Genomic DNA, 17,916 nt, shown 5'->3' on the forward strand with positions numbered 1-17,916 from the left:
ATCACTCACGACGGAAAAGCTGTCGTGAGTGCTCCGAGCGCCTACGCCTGCGGCGCCCCTCCGCGGTAGACGCCCTTGCCACTCACGAGGGTCACGAGTCCAGGGATTCTGCTCTGTCGGCTGCTGCCAGGGCGTCCACCAGGTCGTCTATGTCGCCGTCCAGGACCGCGTCCAGGTTGTGGGCCTTGTAGTTGACGCGGTGGTCGGAGATGCGGTTCTCCGGGTAGTTGTACGTGCGGATGCGCTCAGAGCGGTCGACCGTGCGGACCTGGGACTTGCGGTCCGCGGAGGCCTTCGCCGCGGCCTCCTCGTCGGCAAGCGCCTGCAGACGGGACCGCAGGACCTCCATCGCGCGCGCCCGGTTCTGAATCTGGGACCGCTCGTTCTGGCAGGCCACCACAACACCGGTGGGCAGGTGCGTGATGCGTACCGCCGAGTCGGTCGTGTTGACGCTCTGCCCGCCGTTCCCTGAGGAACGGAAGACGTCGATGCGCAGGTCCTTCTCGTCGATCTGGACCGCCTCCGTGGCGTCCAGTTCGGGATAGACCAGGACCCCGGCGGCGGAAGTGTGGATGCGGCCCTGCGACTCGGTCACCGGTACGCGCTGCACCCGGTGCACGCCACCCTCGAACTTCAACCGGGACCACACACCGTCCGGGCCGTCCTGACGCCCACGAACGGACAGCGTGACGTCCTTGAACCCGCCCAGATCGGAGTCGGTACCGCCCAGTACCTCGGTCTTCCAGCCACGCCGCTCGGCGTAGCGCTGGTACATGCGCAGCAGGTCACCGGCGAACAGCGCCGACTCCTCGCCGCCAGCACCCGCCTTCACCTCGAGCACGACGTCGTCGGCGTCACGGGGGTCGCGCGGTACGAGCAGCTCGGACAGCCGCCGCTCCAGCACGTCGACCTGGGTGGCCAGCTCTTCCGCCTCGGCGGCCATCCCGGCGTCCTCGGCGGCCATCTCACGGGCCGCTTCGAGGTCTTCCCGGGCCGTGGTGAGCTCCTGCGAGCAGCGCACGATCGGACCGATCTGCGCGTACCGACGGCCCAGCGACTTCGCGGTCGCCGCGTCGGCGTGGATCGCCGGGTCGGCCAGGCGCTTCTCCAGGTCGGCGTACTCGACGAGCAGCGCGCTCAGACCGGCCGAGCCGGACTCGGTGAATGTACTCACCGCAAACCTCCCTGGTCAGAACCCGTGAGTGAGTTGGGCTGCCAGAGCAGCCCAACTCACTCACGGGGTGTGAGCTGCCTGAACATGACAAAGCGCCCGTGACCGCGCACTGCGAAGGCAGGCGCGGGCGGGCGCTTCGACGTAGCTACTTGGCGGCGGCGTTGCGCTTGCCGTACCGCTTCTCGAAGCGGGCCACGCGGCCACCGGCGTCCATGATCTTCTGCTTACCGGTGTAGAACGGGTGGCAGTTCGAGCAGACCTCGACGCGGATGTCACCGTTGCTCTTGGTGCTGTGCGTCGTGAACGTGTTACCGCAGCTACAGCTGACCTGCGTCTCCACGTACTCGGGGTGAATTCCAGACCTCACGTGCGTTCCTCTCGTCATGGCCGCCGGGTCCCGTGGGATTCGCGGGTGAACCGGAGCCGAAATGTCTGCCCATATTCTGCCATTGAGCGTGCAACGGGCCGACACCGCGTAGAACACCCGGTGCCGGCCCGCTATTCCGGACTACCTGTCCTCGTCCTGGCCGGGCGTGTTCTTGGCGACCTGCATCAGGAACTCGATGTTCGTGCGGGTCTTGCGCAGCTGGGTGAGCACGAGGTCGAGGGCCTGCTGGTCGTCGAGCGCGGACAGCACCCGACGCAGCTTGACGATGACCGCCATCTCGTCCGGAGCCAGCAGCAGCTCCTCCTTGCGGGTGCTCGACGCGTCGATGTCGACGGCCGGGAACACGCGCTTGTCGGCGATGCGCCGGTCGAGCTTCAGCTCGGCGTTGCCGGTGCCCTTGAACTCCTCGAAGATGACCGTGTCCATCGTGGACCCGGTCTCCACCAGCGCGGTGGCGAAGATGGTCAGCGAGCCGCCGTCCTCGATGTTGCGCGCGGCGCCGAGGAAACGCTTCGGCGGGTACAGCGCGGTCGAGTCGACACCACCGGACAGGATGCGCCCCGATGCCGGCGCGGCCAGGTTGTAGGCCCGGCCGAGGCGGGTGATCGAGTCGAGCAGCACGACGACGTCGTGACCCATCTCGACCAGGCGCTTCGCCCGCTCGATGGACAGCTCGGCGACCGTGGTGTGGTCTGCCGGCGGTCGGTCGAAGGTCGAGGCGATGACCTCGCCCTTCACCGAGCGGGTCATGTCGGTGACCTCTTCCGGACGCTCGTCGACCAGGACGACCATCAGGTGGCACTCGGGGTTGTTCGTGGTGATCGCGTTGGCGATCGCCTGGAGCACCATCGTCTTACCGGCCTTCGGCGGCGACACGATCAACGCGCGCTGCCCCTTGCCGATCGGCATCACCAGGTCGATGACCCGGGTGGTCAGCTTGCTGGACTCGGTCTCCAGGCGCAGCCGCTCGTTCGGGTAGAGCGGGGTGAGCTTGGTGAACTCGGGCCGGTTCTTCGCCTGGTCGGGCTCGAGACCGTTGATGGTGTCGACCCTGACCAGCGGGTTGAACTTCTGGCGCTGCTGCTCGCCGTCGCGCGGCTGGCGGACCACACCGCTGACGTTGTCACCACGACGCAGGCCGTGGCGGCGGACCATCGACAGCGAGACGTACACGTCGTTCGGCCCGGACAGGTACCCGGAGGTGCGGACGAACGCGTAGTTGTCCAGCACGTCGAGGATGCCGGCCACCGGGAGCAGCACGTCGTCGTCGCGCACCGACGGCTCGTCGTTGGTATTGCCGGCGCCGCCGCCGTCCCGACGGTCGTTGCGCTCGCCCCGGTCGCGGCCGCGACGGTTGCGGTCGCGGAAGCGCCGTCCCCTGCGCCTGCCGCCGCCGTCCTCGTCGTCATCGTCGCGGTTGTCCTGCTGACGATTGTCCTGCTGGCGGTTGTCCTGCTGCCGGTTGTCCTGCTGCTGGCGGTTGTCCTGGCGACGGTTGTTGCCGCCGTCGCGGTTGTTCCCGTTGTCGCGGTTGCCCCCGTCGCGGTTGTTGCCCCCGTCGCGGTTGCCTGCACCGTCGCGCTGGTTGTCGCGGCCGCCGTCGTCGTCGGTGCGGTTGTTGCGCCGCTCGCGCCGGCCCCGGGACTCGCCGGAGTCCTGGTCGCCGGACTCACGACGCTCGCCACCAGCGGTGTCGGTGTCGTTCGTCGTCTCGGCCTTGACCTCGGCGTCGCTGTCCGGCTTGCTCTCGGTCTTGGCCTCGGTGTCCTTCTTGCCCCTGCCGCGCCTGCGCTCGCCGGCCTCGGCGGGCTTCGCGTCGCCGGACTCGGCCGAGGGCTGCTCGGCGGGCTGCTCACTCGGCTGCTCGGCGGGCTTGTCGCCGGTCGCGTCCGGTGCACCGGCGGGGCGCGATGCGCCACGGCGCCGACGGCTCGCCGGCGCGGGGGCCTCGGCGGTCTCGGTGCTCGACTCGGTCGTCTCGGCGGTGGCCTTGCCGTTGCCGTTCTGCTTCGCGGGCGCCTCGGTAGGGGCGGAGGCGTTGTCGCTGGTCAGCGACAGCTGGTCGGACGAGTCGGAGCCGCTGGAACGGCGCGGGGCGGAGCCGCCGCTCTGCCGTTCCTTGATGGCGGCGATCAGGTCGCCCTTACGCATGCCCGCGGTGTCGGAGATGTTCAGCTCGCCGGCGAGCGTGCGCAGCTCGGCGAGGACCATTCCGGTCAGGCCGCCACGCCGACGCGTGGTGCCGCTGGCCGAGGGGGCCGCCTCGGTGTCGCCGGAGGTGGTGGAGGCGGGAACACCGGCCGCCGCGTCAGTTGCGGGCTGCTCGGTGCTGATGGTGTCGGTGTCGCTCACAAAAATCCTTCCTGACCGACCAGTGCTGTGCTCTGGTCAGCGGATTTGCCGCTCCCGCGGTTTGCGGAGCAGCTGTTTGTTCTCCAATCGGAGGAGGTCTTCCACGATCTTGTCCGGCCAGGGTTCGCCCAGCGGCATTCCTGCGATCCCTCAGCCGGGCTCCAGCCCGCCCAATGGCATCGGATTGTGGATGACCCTCCTTGTCGAAACGCGGTGGCGGCCCATCACCGCTCGCGCCGACGGATACGGTTGGACAACGACCAGGTGCGATGATCTGTTGCCGGATGCCCCACGCCTCGGCGCGGACCTGCTCGGAAAGAGATCGAGAACCCGGTTTCAGCTCGGGAGTGTACCGACGCGGATCACGCGTGGTCGTTGTACGCCGCCGATCGTAGACAACCCGGCGTCTTCGAGCAACATCACAACGCGGCGCGCCACCCGAGAGGCGGAAGAACCCGTCATCCGTACTGCACCGTCGCGCCGCTCCGGTCCACCGCGAGTGGTGTCACGGTGAACTCGGGTCCGACCAGGTCAGCGGGCAGTTCCTGCCCGACAGGCAAGGCCAGCACGGTCGGTCCGGCGCCGGAGATGACCGCCGGGATGCCGTGCTTGCGCAGTTCGTCCACCAGATCCAGCGAAGCCGGATAAGCCGGACGGCGGTAAGGCTGATGCAAACGGTCCTCTGTGGCCGCGAACAACAGCTCGGGTCGCGCGGTGAACGCACACACTCCCAGCGCCGTCCGGCTCGCGGTGAACGCGGCATCCCCCAGCGGCACGTGTTCGGGCAACAGACCTCTGGTGGTTGCGGTCGACGACTCGGTCGACGGGATCAACGCGACGGGACGCAGGTCCGCGTGCGGTTCAAGTCGTGCAGCGCCGTACGCGTCCCGATTATTCCCGTCGCGGTAGCTCCAGGCCACGACGAACCCGCCGAGCAGGCTTGCGGCCGCGTTGTCCGCGTGTCCTTCCAGCCCGCCCGCGACCTGCAGCAACGTCTCGCGTTCCGCGTCGAGATCACGTCCGAGGAGCGCGGCCGCCGCGACCGCTCCCGCCACCGAGGCGGCCGCCGAGGAACCGAGCCCCCTGCTGTGCGGGATCCGGTTGCAACAGCGCAGCCGCAGGCCCGAGGGGGTCTCCCCCAGCGCGGCGAAGGCGGATCGCATGGCACGGACCACGAGGTGGCCCTCGTCGAGCGGCACTCCGCCGCATCCTTCGCCCTCGACCTCGACGACCAGGCCGTCGTCCGCGGTGCTCGCCACGATCTCGTCGTAGAACCCGAGCGCCAGTCCGAGCGTGTCGAACCCGGGGCCGAGGTTCGCCGACGACGCCGGCACTGTGACACGAATCTCGCGGTGCGTACTCACCGGCTTGCCACTTAGATCAGCTCCAGCGCGCTCGCCACGGCGTTCGGGTCCACCGCCACCACGACCGGGTCGGGCGCGGTGAGCAGCGCGGTGTCCGGGTCCTTGAGCCCGTGCCCGGTGACCGTACAGACGACCTTGCCGCCGCGCGGCAGCTTTCCCGCGTCCGCGACCTGCAACAACCCGGCGACACTCGCCGCGGACGCCGGTTCGACGAACACCGCTTCCCGCGCCGAGAGCAACCGGTAGGCGGTCAGGATCTCGTCGTCGGTGACCGCGGCGAACAGTCCGTCGGACTCATCGCGCGCGGCGACGGCGCCCGCCCAGGACGCCGGTGCGCCGATGCGGATCGCGGTGGCGATCGTCTCGGGGTTGCGGACCGGCTCGCCGTGCACCAGCGGTGCGGCACCGGCGGCCTGGAAGCCGAACATCCTCGGCAGCTCGGAGATCAGCCCGTCCGCCTGGTAGGCGCGGTACCCGGCCCAGTAGGCGGTGATGTTGCCCGCGTTGCCCACCGGGAGGCAGTGGATGTCCGGCGCGGCGCCGAGCTCGTCGCAGATCTCGTACGCGGCGCTGGCCTGACCGGCGATGCGCGCCGGGTTCACCGAGTTGACCAGCGCGGTCACCGGGTAGTCGTTCGCGGTTTTGCGCGCGAGTTCGAGGCAGTCGTCGAAGTTGCCCTCGACCTGCAGGATCTTCGCGCCGTGCGCCACCGCCTGGGCGAGCTTGCCGAGCGCGATCTTGCCCTGCGGGACGAGAACCGCGCAGGTCAGGCCGGCGCGGGCGGCGTAGGCGGCGGCCGAGGCCGATGTGTTGCCGGTCGAGGCGCACAGGACGCCCTGCGCGCCCTTCGCCAACGCAACGGTGACCGCGACGGTCATGCCCCGGTCCTTGAACGAACCGGTCGGGTTCGCGCCGTCGACCTTGAGGAAGACCTCGCAGCCGACCCGGTCGGACAGGTGCGGCGCGGGCAGCAACGGCGTGCCGCCCTCGTTCAGCGTCACGATCCGCCAGTCCGGCTCGACCGGCATCCGGTCTCGGTAGGCCTCGATGACCCCCGGCCAGCGGGCCATGACGGAGCGCTCCGGGGCGGAGATCACATTTCGGGCACTTGCAGCCATCACGCCACTCCCAGCGCACTCACCGGTCGACCAAGATTTTCGACTCGCAGCACCCGGTCGACGCCGAGCACCTCGTCCAGCTCTCCGAGCGCGGTAACCGTAGCCGCCAGAGCCGCATCGGGAGCGGTGTGTGTGACGATCACCAACCGGGCACCGCGCCCGGTGGACGCGCCGGGCACGAAGTCGAGCGCGGCCAGGTCCTGCCGGACCGTGGCGATACTCACCCTGTGCTGGGCGAACAGCCCGGCGATCGTCGCCAGCACACCCGCGCGGTCGTCCACTTCGAGGCTGATGTGGTACCGCGTAGGGGTCTCCCCCATCGGCTGCACCGGCAGGCTCGCGTACAGCGACTCCTTCGCACCGCGCCCGCCGCCGACCCGGTTGCGGGCCACCGCGACGAGGTCGCCGAGGATCGCGCTCGCGGTCGGGGCGCCACCGGCACCCTGACCGTAGAACATGAGCTGACCAGCGGCTTCGGCTTCGACGAACACCGCGTTGTATGCCTCGTCGACCGACGCGAGCGGGTGGGTGTTCGGGATCATCGCCGGGTAGACACGCGCCGAGACCGAATCCGGGCCGTCGACGCCGGGAACGCGTTCGCAGATCGCCAGCAGCTTGACCGTGCAGCCCACCGCGTCGGCGGCGGCGATGTCCGCCGCGGTCACCGCGCTGATGCCCTCGCAGTACACGTCGGCGGCGGTGACCCGGGTGTGGAAGGCCAGCGACGCCAGGATCGCGGCCTTGGACTGCGCGTCGAACCCGTCCACGTCGGCGGTCGGGTCAGCCTCGGCGTAGCCCAGCTCGGTCGCCTCGTCGAGCGCCTCGCGGTACCCGGCGCCCGCCGCGGTCATCGCGGACAGGATGTAGTTCGTGGTGCCGTTCACGATGCCGGCGACCCGGGTGATCTTGTCGCCGGCCAGTGACTCGCGCAGCGGGCGCAGCAGCGGGATCGCGCCGGCGACCGAGGCCTCGTAGTACAGGTCGGCGCCGGAGGCGTCGGCGGCCTCGGCGAGCGTCGCGCCGTCCTCGGCGAGCAGGGCCTTGTTCGCGGTCACCACGCCACGTCCGGCCTTGAGCGCGTCCAGCAGCAGTCCCCTGACCGGGTCGATACCGCCGATCACCTCGACGACGACGTCCACATCGGGCCGGTTGACCAGGCCGGACACGTCGGTGGTCAGCAGGTGCGCGGGGACGTCGGTGTGCTTATGCGGGCGGCGCACCGCGATCCCGACCAGCTCGACAGGCGCTCCGACCCGCGCGGCGAGCTCGTCGGCCTGCTCGTCGAGCAGGCGCACCACTTCCCGCCCGACCGTGCCGCACCCCAGCAACGCGACGCGCACGGCCTTCACGGTGATACCTCCAGGTGGAACAGGTCGTCCTCGGTCTCCCTGCGCAGGAGAACGCGGTGTTCGCCGTCGCGGACCGCGACGACGGCCGGGCGCGGCAGCCGGTTGTACCCGCTGGCCATGGCGTAGCAGTAGGCGCCGGTGGCGGCGATCGCCAGCAGGTCACCCGGTCCGATGTCCGCGGGCAGCCAGCAGTCCCTGACCAGCACGTCACCGGACTCACAGTGCTTGCCGACGACGCGCGACAGCGTGGCGGGGACGGAGTCCTCGGTGGCCGCGCGCGACACCAGACGGCAGTCGTAGCGCGCGTCGTACAGCGCGGTGCGGATGTTGTCGCTCATCCCGCCGTCCACGCTCACGTAGCGACGGCCTGAGCCGTGGCCCAGGTCGATGTCCTTGAGCGTCCCGACCTGGTAGAGCGTGACCGTGCCCGGTCCGGCGATCGCCCTGCCGGGCTCGACGACGATGCGGGGCATGTGCAGCCCGGCGTCGGCGCACTCCTTGCCGACGATGTCGCGCAGCTCCTCGGCAAGGCGCGCCACCGGGGGCGGGTCGTCCTCCGCCAGGTAGGCGATGCCGAGGCCGCCACCGAGGTCGAGCATAGTGAGCGATTCGAGTGTGTTCGCGCCGTGCTCGGAGTGCAGCTCGGCGAGCAGCCCGACGACGCGGCGCGCCGCGACCTCGAAGCCGTCGGCGTCGAAGATCTGCGACCCGATGTGGCTGTGCAGCCCGATCAGCTCGAGACCATCGGCCTTCACGACCCTGCGCACCGCTTCAGCGGCGTCCGACTCGGAGCCGCCGGCCAGCGAGAAGCCGAACTTCTGGTCCTCGTGCGCGGTGGCGATGAACTCGTGGGTGTGCGCTTCGACACCCACCGTGATGCGCACCATGACCGGCTGCCGGACGCCGCGCTCGCGGGCGATCTGGTCGAGCCGGGCGATCTCGTAGAACGAGTCGAGCACCACGGTGCCCACACCCGCCTCGACGCCGGCGACCAGCTCCTCGACCGACTTGTTGTTGCCGTGCATCGCGATGCGCTCCGGCGGAAAGTCGGCGCGCAGCGCGATCGCCAGCTCACCACCACTGCACACGTCGAGCGACAGCCCCTCGGCGGCGACCCAGCGCGCGACCTCGGTGCACAGGAACGCCTTCGACGCGTAGTGCACGGCGCTCGCGTCGCCGTAGGCGTCGGCGAACTCGGCGCAGCGGGACCGGAAATCGGCTTCGTCCAGCACGAACAGCGGCGTGCCGTACGTGTCGGCGAGCTCGCGGACGTCCACGCCCGCGATCTCGGTCACACCGTCGTCGCGACGACCGGCATTGCGCGGCCAGACGGACGGCGCAAGCACGTTCAGCTCGTCGACCTCGCTGGGCTCGGGGCCCGAGGTGTCGACCGGCAGCGAGACGTCGGCGTGCCGGGGACCGGCGGGATGCGCTCTCACATCCGCTCCGGTGCGGACACGCCGAGCACGCCCAGCCCGTTGGCGAGGACCTGACGAGTCGCCGCGCACAGCGCGAGCCTCGACTGGTGCAGTGAATTGATCGGCTCGTCGCCCATTGGTAGCACCCGGCAGGAATCGTAGAAATGATGGAACGCGACCGCGAGATTCTCCAGGTAGCGGGCCACCCGGTGCGGTTCGCGCGACTGCGCGACGCTGCGCAGGATGTCGGGGAACTCACCGAGGGCGCGGATCAGCTCGCCTTCCCTCGGGTGTTCCAGCAGTCCGTACTGTGTGCCAACGGTCAGGCCCAGGTCAACAGCGTTGCGGGCGAGCGAGCACAGCCGCGCGTGGACGTACTGCACGCGGAACAGCGGGTTGTCGTCGGTCCGTCTGCTCAGCAGACCGACGTCGAGGCCTCTGACCATGGCGTACCGCGCGGCGTCCACGTCGTTGCTCGGCCGACCGATGACCTCGTCGACGACCGAGGCGGCGTCACCGCGGCCGTAGCCCGCTCCCGCCGACAGCACCTCGCCGACCAGTGCGCCCCGTGCGTCCGCAGCCAGGCGCAGATTCAGAAAGCCCGGGCCCGCAACCTCGGCGGCGGCGATACCGTCGCGTCCCCCCAGCTCGTCGGCGACCCAGCCGGCGAGCGTCCTCGGCGACACCTCGAGCTTCGTCGCGGTACGCAGGGCGATGCTCGTGGCGTAGTCACCGTGCGCCGGGTCGCGGGGACGTTCCAGCGGAATCTCGCCCGGGACGACGTCGGCGTCGAGCCCGCGCGCCGTGAGTGCCGAGATCGCGGCACCGCGGACCAGCACGGCGAGCTCAGCGGGGACCATGTTTCCGGAGTCTAATCTGCCTGTTTTCACCCACGGCGGGTGCGCCGGGCGACGTGCATACTCGAAAGCGGCACCGGTTATCACATATTTGATCATGAAGATAGGCTCGACCGGCTGATTGTTCGCTCCGACGACTGGGAATGGTTCATGGCCAGCAAGAACAGCAAGTCGTCAGGCAAGAAGGCACCCGCGCTCGTGGGTAGGCGCGGCGCGCCGTGGGCGACGATCGCCGCCGTCACGGTCGTCGTGGTCTTCGCCGCCGCGGTCCTGGGCTACGCGTTGTTCCAGAACCAGGCGAAGAGCGAGAAGGAAACCGCGCTCGAGAAGTTCACCCCGTCCGCGACACTGCAGGACCCGTCGAAGAACATCGCGGGCGTCATCGCACGTGAGTTCGAGGCGGGTAAGCACGTCGCACCGAACGAGCGCGTCGCCTACACCCAGTTCCCGCCGTTCGGCGGCGCGCACGACTACAACTGGGCCGCGTGCACCGGCGTGGTGTATCCCACAGCTGTGCGCAACGAGAACATGGTGCACTCGCTCGAACACGGCGCGGTGTGGATCGCCTACGACCCGGCGCGCATCAGCGGCGCCGCGCTGGACTCACTGAAGCAGCGCGCGGAAGGCAAGCAGTACACGATGCTGTCGCCCTACCCCGGCCTGGACGCTCCGGTCTCGTTGCAGTCCTGGGGCCACCAGCTGAAGGTGGCTGACGCGGCCGACCCGCGCATCGACGAGTTCATCCAGGCGCTGCGTCAGAACAAGTACGCCTACCCCGAGGTCGGAGCCAGCTGCGACGCACTCGGCCCCGGCATGTTCGACCAGGACAACCCGCCCGCCTTCGAGACCACGCCGGCCGGCCCCGGCGCCCACAAGGAGGACGGCAGCGACATCGTGACCCCCGCCGGGCCGACCGGGTGAGCACCGAGTCCGTACCCGTGTGGTCGCGCTACCTGCTCGCCATCGGCGGCGCGGTGGCCCTGCTGATGCTGGGCGCGGCGGCCGGCCTGCTGTTCGGCCTGTCCGGATCGTCGAGCACGGCGGTCCCCTCGGCGGACTCGGTCGACGTCGGGTTCGCCCAGGACATGAGCGTGCACCACGAGCAGGCCGTCCAGATGGCCACCTGGGAACGCGACCACACCACCGACCCGCAGCTGCGACAGCTCGCGTTCGACATCGAGTCCGGGCAGAGCCGCCAGATCGGCCACATGCAGGGCTGGCTGGGTCTGTGGGGCGCAGCAGCGCAGGGCAGCGGCCCGTACATGACCTGGATGTCCGCGATGCCGAGCCACCAGATGGGCGCCGCCGCCACTCCCGGGATGGCCCGAATGCCCGGGATGGCCAGCGACGACGAGCTGCGCCGGCTGCGCTCGAGTACGGGTCCCGCACTGGACGTGCTGTTCCTCCAGCTGATGCTGCGCCACCACGAGGGCGGCAGCGAGATGCTGTCCTACGCGGCGACGCGCGCCGAACAGCCCGACGTCCGGAACCTGGCGACCCAGATGCGCACCTCGCAGAGCTCCGAGGCGACCTACCTGCGTGCGCTGCTCGCGGCGCGGGGTGCCGCCCCGCTCCCGCAGGGGTAACCCGCTCCGAGGCGGTGGCTCCGATGCGCTAGGCTGATCAGCGTCGCAAAAGCGGCCGATCCTGGTACTTCAGGGACCGGCCCCCGTAGCTCAGGGGATAGAGCACCGCCCTCCGGAGGCGGGAGCGCAGGTTCGAATCCTGCCGGGGGCACCATCTCTTTACCAGTAAAATCCCCTTGTGACCTGCGAGAACAGCTCGTAGGGCGCGCCGCGCGATGTCCCACTAGATATCGCCAAATCTCGCCGTCTGCGGGACAGGCGCGGGACAAGTGCGAACATGAGGTGCGGGCGTTGGTCTTGCAGGTCTGTGCTTCAGACGGCCTGCGAGTGAAGCTGCACCTCACAGCTCGGGCGTGAACCGACACTAGGTTCACCTGCAACTGCCTCAGCCCGACTGCGCACGAGCGCACGATTCAGCAACTCCACCGCGAGCAGCAGCGCCAACGGTGGACACACCGCCACCATGACCGCTAACACGGACAGCGACGGAGCCGACGCCACGTTCGCGCACAACGAAAGAGCCACGCCCACGAGGAATGCCAACCACGCCCGCCACTTCCCTACCCGACCGGGCTTCCACAACTCGACCGTCGCCGTCATCAACGGCCAGATCATCGCCGTGGCCGCATCCGCGCCAAACCGCAACGCGAACGCCTGCCCATGCCTGTAAGACGCAAACGCCGCGCCGGCAGCCACCAACAACGCGCATGCGCACTGCACCCACAATCCCCCATCAACGCCCGCCCGATCGCCGGTGGCGCTCATTTAGCAGCACCACCGTTCGCCGGACGACGCCGCCGCTCAATAGCCACGGTCGCCGATATGCGCAGCTGAGCGGCCGCATCCCGCCTTGTGGATCGTGGACACACCGCCCCGGGGGCACGTCCATTATCTACACGAGAAGAGCCCGTTGTCAGGGCCGGCGGTGCTGTATGCCCAAGCCGATGCGAGCGACGCCGAGGCCTCGCGGTGTGGTGTGACTTCACGGCTGGGGCTCTCGGTTCTCGGATGCCCTATCAGGGCCGGATGAGGACCTTGAGTGCGTCGCGGTCGGCCATGGCCTGGTAGCCGTCCGGGACCTCGCCGAAGCCGACGGTGCGATCGAAGACCTGCCCGGGGTCGATGCTGCCGTTGAGCACGTCGGGCAACAGTTCCTCCATATAGGCCCTCACCGGCGCCGCGCCACCGGTGAGGGTGATGTTTCGCGTCATCGTGTCGACCCCCATCGGGACATGGGTGTACTGCGCCAGCCCGAGCCTGCTGATCACACCGCCGTCGCGAACCACGTTGATCGCAGTCTGCAGGGATTGTTCGGTGCCAACGCACTCGATCACTGCCGGGGTGCCGTCGCCACCGGTCAGCTCCCGCACCCGGGTGATGCCTTCCGCGCCGCGTTCGGCGACCACGTCGGTGGCACCGAACGTACGGCCCAGGTCAGTGCGGTCCTTGTGGCGGCCCATCAGGATGATCCGCTCGGCGCCCAGCCGTCTAGCGGCCAGCACAGCCGAGAGGCCCACTGCGCCGTCGCCGAGGACGGTCACCGCGCTGCCGCGCCTGACCCGGGACGTGACTGCGCCGTGATGGCCGGTACAGAACACGTCGGAGAGCGTGAGCAGCGAAGCCAGTAGCGGAGAGTCCTCCCCGACCGGGACCTTCACCAACGTGCCCTGGGCTTGCGGGACGCGCATCGCCTCGCCCTGGCCGCCATCGAGGGCGTGGCCCCACTGGCCGCCGTGCCGGCAGGAGGTGTGCAGGCCCGCCCGGCAGAAGTCACAAGTGTTGTCTGCCCACACGAAGGGTGCCACTACGACGTCACCGACTTTGAGACCTGCGACCTCGGGGCCGGTGTCTTCGATCACGCCGAGGAACTCGTGGCCCATCCGCCGACCGTGTTTGCTGGGTTCCATCGAGTTATAAGGCCACAGGTCACTGCCGCATATACACGACCGTAGGACTCTAATCAGGGCGTCTGTGCGCTCACGCATCGTCGCGTCAGGCACATTTTCCACCCGCACGTCGCCGGCGCCGTACATCACTGTCGCTCGCATGAGTCTCCTTGAGCTCGGGATTGGTCATGGTTGACCGAATTGGTGTGGTAGTCCTCGTCAGTGGCCATCTCACCCATGGGATCTCCGGGGCCGTGGTCGTCCTGCAGGGCCAGGTGGGTCATGAAGTGCCCTGGGTGGCGCCGTGCCAGTGCCACTCGCCAGGCGGGGCGGTGACGGTGTCGCCGGCCCGAATCTTGACGAGGTCACCGCCCGGGCTTGTACGAGGTCGACCTGTTCGACGGCGCGCAGGGTTTGACTGTTGACGTGGCTTGTGCCAGGCGCTAAGAGCGCCGAGGACCCCACGTTCACCCGCGTCCGTTCCCTTGGGCGATGACGTCCAGCCAGGCGTCTCCGGCGAAACTCTCCGCCGACGCCTTCATGCTCGGTTGGTTGGGTTGGATCTGTATGTCGATCTCCATGCCGTCGGCAGCGGTACCTGGACCGACAGATCGTGTCGAGCTCGTCGCCGAGGACCGGGACGACGATGTCGTCGGCGTCGACGAGGATGGCGTCTCATTGGACGCCACGGCCTCGACGCGCCCCTAGCGGCTGGTACAGACGCCTCGAAACCAAGCGGCGGCGGGCCCGTCGACCGAGCGGATGTAGAGGTCCCCGCCGTGGTGGACGGCGCAGATCGTGACGGGCTCGTTCGAGGTTCCGTCAGATGGACGGGGGCGAGATCGAGTTTCTTCGACCTCGCCCGTGGTGGTGGGCTCGTGGCTGCTCCAATCCGTCACGGCCTCCAGACAACGCCCTCACAAACCGGCGCGGAAGTTACTGCTGTTCCAGGTACTGCCAGAACCCCCCACCCGTCGGCGACCCGTCGTAGCGTTACAGCGTGGACAACCGGAAAGACACCCACGACTTCCTCGTCTCACGGCGGGCGAAGATCACCCCCGCCCAGGCCGGACTACCCGGCTACGGCGGCGGGGGCCGCCGTGTTCCGGGGCTACGACGTGAAGAGGTGGCAATGCTGGCCGGGGTCAGCGTCGACTACTACGTCCGCCTCGAACGAGGCAACCTTTCGGGGGTCTCGGAGTCGGTGCTTGACGCGTTGGCTCGTGCCCTGCGCCTCGACGACGCCGAACGCGCGCACCTGTTCGATCTTGCCCACGCGGCGAACCACTCACCCGGCGCCCGTCGACGGTCCTCACCACAGCGGCTTCGCCCAAGCGTGCAGCGCGTGCTCGACGCGATCACCGGCGCCCCGGCCTGGGTACGCAACGGGCGGATGGACCACCTCGGCGCCAACTGTCTCGGCCAAGCTCTCTTCGCGCCGATCACCACCAGCTCAGCACAGCCCACGAATGGCGCCCGCTACATTTTCCTCGACCCGAACGCCCCCGACTTTTACCTCGACTGGGATCGCGCCGCCAACGACATAGTCGCCATCCTGCGCACCGAGGCTGGCCGCAACCCCCACGACCGCAAACTCAGCGACCTCATCGGTGAACTGTCCACCCGCAGCGAGACCTTCCGCACCCACTGGGCCGACCACAACGTCCGCTTGCACCGCACCGGCACCAAACGGCTACACCACCCCGCCGTCGGGCAGCTCGACTTCACCTTCGAAGCCATGGAGCTACCCGCCGACCCCGGCTTGACTCTGATCGTCTACACCGCCGAAGCCGATTCGCCCACCCAGGACGCGCTCAACCTGCTCGCCAGCTGGACCGCCACCCCCGGCCAGCCCGACACGCACCACGCCGACTGAATGTGACCACCCACGAGCCAGTGGCACGACGGACGGTGTTCTCCTACGACGCCCTCAACGTGTACGGGGACACGGCGGTCGTACGCACCCACCACCACAAGGGCGCCACGGCAGTGGAAAACGGCAAGCCAGTCACCGACCTCAACCGTGAGGTCTTCGTACTCCACAAGATCGACAATCAGTGGAGGATCGTGCCCTACACCTTCAACACCGATCCCGTGCAAGGCGAGGGCTGACCGAAGCCCCGCCCCGGTCGACGACCAGTTAATTGCGTACGCCTCCTCCACTGATGTGGATTGGTAAGGCACACAGTCTGATGAATTACTCACTGTAAGGAGCTTTGATATGAGCAGCACAGTTGTATCCACAGCCGCGGAACTTGCGGAAGCCGTCAATGTCGGAGCCGAGGTGATCGAAGTGAACGGCACCATTACCGGCTCACCGATGATCACGTTACAACCCGGTGTCACGCTGCGCGGTGGAACACTGGAGTTCGGCGCGAAAGGAGTGCGTCTGACCAAGGACAACGTCCTCGAAGATGTCACCCTGACAACCGCTGACACCGAGGTCGCCATTCTCAACGACACCACTGTCACCGATTTCGGCAGGTTAACCCTGCGCGAAGTGACCACTCGCGGTCAGGTTCTGCTACTGGCCGAGGAGCAGGTCCGCGCGGGTCACGTTCAGGTGGAAGGCCTGCGGGTGCTCTCAGCCGATGTGCGGGGGCGATCGAGGCGTCCGCACGGGTTCGGTGTCGAGGCGCTGCAGGGTGGCTTCACACTGTGGAACCGCCAGCCTGACCCGGCCGTGACCATCACCGCCGAACTGCTCGATATCTCGATCGGCACGAAGGACGAACCGGTACGCGGCAGCGGCGTCTTCGTCGGAGGTCACGGAGACTGGCAGGGCCACGGTAACGGCGGCGTCCTGGCCGTGTCGCACCTGCGCACAGGCGAGGTACACACCAACGGAGGCATCCCGGCCGGGACCCCCGATCTGATCTCCGGTGGCGTCTTCGTCATCTCCGGGGCCCGCGTGCGGCAGGTAAGCACCACAGGCCCGGTAAGCACCTACGGGCAGAACGACATGGTGCTGGACAACTGGGGCACAGTAACCACCTGGACCACGACCGCGCCAGTGACCTCACACGGTCCGAGCGGTATCGGATTCGTCAATTTCGGCGATATCGACCTACTCGATGTCCGCGCTCCCATCCGGACCCACGGCAACGGCGCACGCGGATTCAATCTCTACGACGGCTCACTGCGCGAGGCACGTTTCGTCGGAATCGAGACCCACGGCGACGGATCGGTCGGTATCCAGATCAGCAAACCAATGGGCACGCTACTGGTCGACGGCGACGTGATCACCCGCGGTGGCGAAGGTCTGAGCTTGGTCAAGGGAATCCAAATGCCACTCAAAGCCATCGCACTGAGCATCAAACCCGGTGGCCAGGTCGATCGAATCGACGTCACAGGCACCCTCGCCACCAGCGGCGATGCCGTCATTACCGCGGAGATCGACGGACAGGTGGGAGACCTTGCCGTGGCGGGAGGGATTCACGCAACCGGTCACGGTTCCGACGCGGTGCACACCTCCCTCACCGACCCAGACCTGAGTGACCTGCAGATCACCGCCGAGGATGGCCACCAGGTACGCCGTAGCTGACAAGCAGCAGGCGCCGGCGGCCCCCGCCGCCGGCGCCCCCATTCCCGGCCAGAGAGGAGAAGCTGCCCTCACGCCGATTGGTCAGTCGGGATCGCCGGGATGGAGTATTGGCTGTTCAAGGCGGAGGCCTCTCGACTCGCGCAAGTGCCCGCACCGCTACAAGAGGTGACCTAGGAGGGTGTCTCGTCAGACAGTCCCAGTTCACGCTGTCCCTCAGGACCATCGGCCGTTCACGGGCATCTACTTTCCCGCCGTCGCCGACTGTTTCTCACCTCCGCGATGAGGTTTGACCTCTGGTGCAGTCTGATCTCCATGGGCAAACTCATCTATGGCTTCACCGTGTCGGTGGACGGGTACATCGCCGACGCACACGGCAGCATCGACTGGTCCGAGCCGAGCGACGAACTGCACCAGTACTGGAACGACTTCGAGCGGGAGACGGCCCTGTCGTTCTACGGGCGGCGGCTCTACGAGCTGATGTCCGCCTACTGGCCGACCGCGGACCAGGCCCCGGACGCCACCGCTTTGACCCTCGACTTCGCCCGCATCTGGTGCGACATGCCCAAGGTCGTGTTCTCCCGCACCCTGGAATCGGTCGCGTGGAACTCTCGTCTGGAACGCGGCGACCCCGTCGAGGTGGTGACGAAGCTCAAAGCCGAAACGGACGGCAGGTTAGAGGTTGCGGGCGCGACGCTGGCCGCGCCGATCGTGCGGGCCGGTCTGGTGGACGAGTACCGGATCGTGGTCGCGCCGACCGCTGTGGGCGGTGGCACCCCGTTCTTTCCCTTACTGCCGTCATGGATTTCGCTGCGGCTGGTGGAGAACCGCACCTTCCCGGGTGGCACGGTCCTGCTGCGTTACGAGGCGAAACACGACTGAT

Annotated in this window: 16 protein-coding genes, 1 tRNA gene and 3 pseudogenes; 8 read left to right on the plus strand and 12 right to left on the minus strand. The window is 68.4% G+C overall.

Annotation, left to right across the window (positions count from 1 at the left end; translation table 11 throughout):
• Positions 1 to 91 precede the first annotated feature (91 nt).
• From prfA to G406_RS59900, 9 genes and pseudogenes are all read right to left on the minus strand, one after another.
• Entirely contained in the window at positions 92 to 1,174 is a 1,083-nt protein-coding gene (prfA, locus tag G406_RS0134385; RefSeq protein ID WP_037080167.1) for a peptide chain release factor 1, read from the minus strand.
• A gap of 145 nt (positions 1,175 to 1,319) precedes the next feature.
• Complete coding sequence (gene rpmE, locus G406_RS0134390) at positions 1,320 to 1,541, minus strand: 50S ribosomal protein L31 (protein WP_028937330.1); 222 nt, start codon at positions 1,539 to 1,541, stop codon at positions 1,320 to 1,322.
• A 141-nt stretch (positions 1,542 to 1,682) separates the two neighbouring features.
• A complete protein-coding gene (gene rho, locus G406_RS0134395; protein WP_028937331.1) occupies positions 1,683 to 3,914 on the minus strand; it encodes a transcription termination factor Rho in 2,232 nt (743 codons plus the stop codon).
• Positions 3,915 to 4,372: 458 nt separating this feature from the next.
• Positions 4,373 to 5,278: a homoserine kinase gene (gene thrB / locus G406_RS0134400; RefSeq protein ID WP_028937332.1), complete on the minus strand. Its 906-nt coding sequence runs from the start codon at positions 5,276 to 5,278 to the stop codon at positions 4,373 to 4,375.
• Positions 5,279 to 5,289: 11 nt separating this feature from the next.
• Entirely contained in the window at positions 5,290 to 6,396 is a 1,107-nt protein-coding gene (thrC, locus tag G406_RS0134405) for a threonine synthase (RefSeq protein WP_425414659.1), read from the minus strand.
• On the minus strand, positions 6,396 to 7,745 hold the full coding sequence (locus G406_RS0134410; protein WP_425414660.1) for a homoserine dehydrogenase: 1,350 nt from the start codon (positions 7,743 to 7,745) through the stop codon (positions 6,396 to 6,398). The genes thrC and G406_RS0134410 overlap by 1 nt, the downstream gene beginning before the upstream one ends.
• Positions 7,742 to 9,184 (minus strand): diaminopimelate decarboxylase, encoded by a 1,443-nt coding sequence (gene lysA, locus G406_RS0134415; RefSeq protein ID WP_028937335.1) that lies wholly within the window; start codon positions 9,182 to 9,184, stop codon positions 7,742 to 7,744. Before lysA ends, G406_RS0134410 begins: the two co-directional genes overlap by 4 nt.
• Positions 9,181 to 9,630: pseudogene (locus G406_RS59895) on the minus strand (DALR anticodon-binding domain-containing protein); the annotation flags it as partial. The pseudogene G406_RS59895 and the gene lysA, both read right to left, overlap by 4 nt.
• Positions 9,631 to 9,756: 126 nt before the next feature.
• Positions 9,757 to 10,119: pseudogene (locus G406_RS59900) on the minus strand (hypothetical protein); the annotation flags it as partial.
• 51 nt (positions 10,120 to 10,170) lie between these two features.
• Between G406_RS59900 and G406_RS0134425 the strand changes: the two are divergent.
• The 3 genes from G406_RS0134425 to G406_RS0134435 all read left to right on the plus strand — a co-directional run bounded on the left by G406_RS0134425 (position 10,171) and on the right by G406_RS0134435 (position 11,760).
• Positions 10,171 to 10,941 carry a thioredoxin-like domain-containing protein gene (locus G406_RS0134425; protein ID WP_028937337.1) on the plus strand — a complete coding sequence of 257 codons (771 nt, stop codon included), beginning with the start codon at positions 10,171 to 10,173 and terminating at the stop codon, positions 10,939 to 10,941.
• The gene (locus tag G406_RS0134430; protein ID WP_028937338.1) at positions 10,938 to 11,606 is read left to right on the plus strand and encodes a DUF305 domain-containing protein; all 669 of its coding nucleotides are present in this window, start codon (positions 10,938 to 10,940) and stop codon (positions 11,604 to 11,606) included. Before G406_RS0134425 ends, G406_RS0134430 begins: the two co-directional genes overlap by 4 nt.
• 79 nt (positions 11,607 to 11,685) lie before the next feature.
• Positions 11,686 to 11,760 (plus strand) — tRNA-Arg (locus tag G406_RS0134435).
• Positions 11,761 to 11,981: 221 nt separating this feature from the next.
• Here the strand turns inward: G406_RS0134435 and G406_RS51720 are convergent.
• Positions 11,982 to 12,371, minus strand: a pseudogene (locus tag G406_RS51720) (DUF2637 domain-containing protein); the annotation flags it as partial.
• 251 nt (positions 12,372 to 12,622) lie between these two features.
• Positions 12,623 to 13,654, minus strand: coding sequence for a zinc-binding dehydrogenase (locus G406_RS0134445; RefSeq protein ID WP_028937339.1), 1,032 nt, complete (start codon positions 13,652 to 13,654; stop codon positions 12,623 to 12,625).
• A 330-nt stretch (positions 13,655 to 13,984) separates the two neighbouring features.
• On the opposite strand from G406_RS0134445, the gene G406_RS57475 reads away from it, so the two are divergent.
• A complete protein-coding gene (locus G406_RS57475; protein ID WP_028937340.1) occupies positions 13,985 to 14,200 on the plus strand; it encodes a hypothetical protein in 216 nt (71 codons plus the stop codon).
• Here G406_RS57475 and G406_RS59905 read toward each other — a convergent pair.
• The gene (locus tag G406_RS59905) at positions 14,197 to 14,391 is read right to left on the minus strand and encodes a DUF2255 family protein (RefSeq protein ID WP_169736852.1); all 195 of its coding nucleotides are present in this window, start codon (positions 14,389 to 14,391) and stop codon (positions 14,197 to 14,199) included. The two genes, G406_RS57475 and G406_RS59905, sit on opposite strands and share 4 nt — an antisense overlap.
• Before the next feature lie 101 nt (positions 14,392 to 14,492).
• Between G406_RS59905 and G406_RS0134455 the strand changes: the two genes are divergently transcribed.
• The 4 genes from G406_RS0134455 to G406_RS0134470 all read left to right on the plus strand — a co-directional run bounded on the left by G406_RS0134455 (position 14,493) and on the right by G406_RS0134470 (position 17,915).
• Positions 14,493 to 15,368: a helix-turn-helix transcriptional regulator gene (locus G406_RS0134455; RefSeq protein ID WP_028937341.1), complete on the plus strand. Its 876-nt coding sequence runs from the start codon at positions 14,493 to 14,495 to the stop codon at positions 15,366 to 15,368.
• 2 nt (positions 15,369 to 15,370) lie between these two features.
• Positions 15,371 to 15,604: a nuclear transport factor 2 family protein gene (locus G406_RS51725; protein WP_211241362.1), complete on the plus strand. Its 234-nt coding sequence runs from the start codon at positions 15,371 to 15,373 to the stop codon at positions 15,602 to 15,604.
• Between the two features lie 109 nt (positions 15,605 to 15,713).
• Positions 15,714 to 17,036, plus strand: a complete 1,323-nt coding sequence (locus G406_RS0134465; protein WP_028937342.1) for a hypothetical protein — start codon at positions 15,714 to 15,716, stop codon at positions 17,034 to 17,036.
• Between the two features lie 312 nt (positions 17,037 to 17,348).
• Positions 17,349 to 17,915 carry a dihydrofolate reductase family protein gene (locus G406_RS0134470; protein WP_028937343.1) on the plus strand — a complete coding sequence of 189 codons (567 nt, stop codon included), beginning with the start codon at positions 17,349 to 17,351 and terminating at the stop codon, positions 17,913 to 17,915.
• Position 17,916 lies beyond the last annotated feature (1 nt).

The sequence above is a fragment of the Actinospineispora spinosispora DSM 44797 genome, from assembly GCF_000429025.1.
Taxonomy (GTDB): Bacteria; Actinomycetota; Actinomycetes; order Mycobacteriales; family Pseudonocardiaceae; genus Pseudonocardia; species Pseudonocardia spinosispora.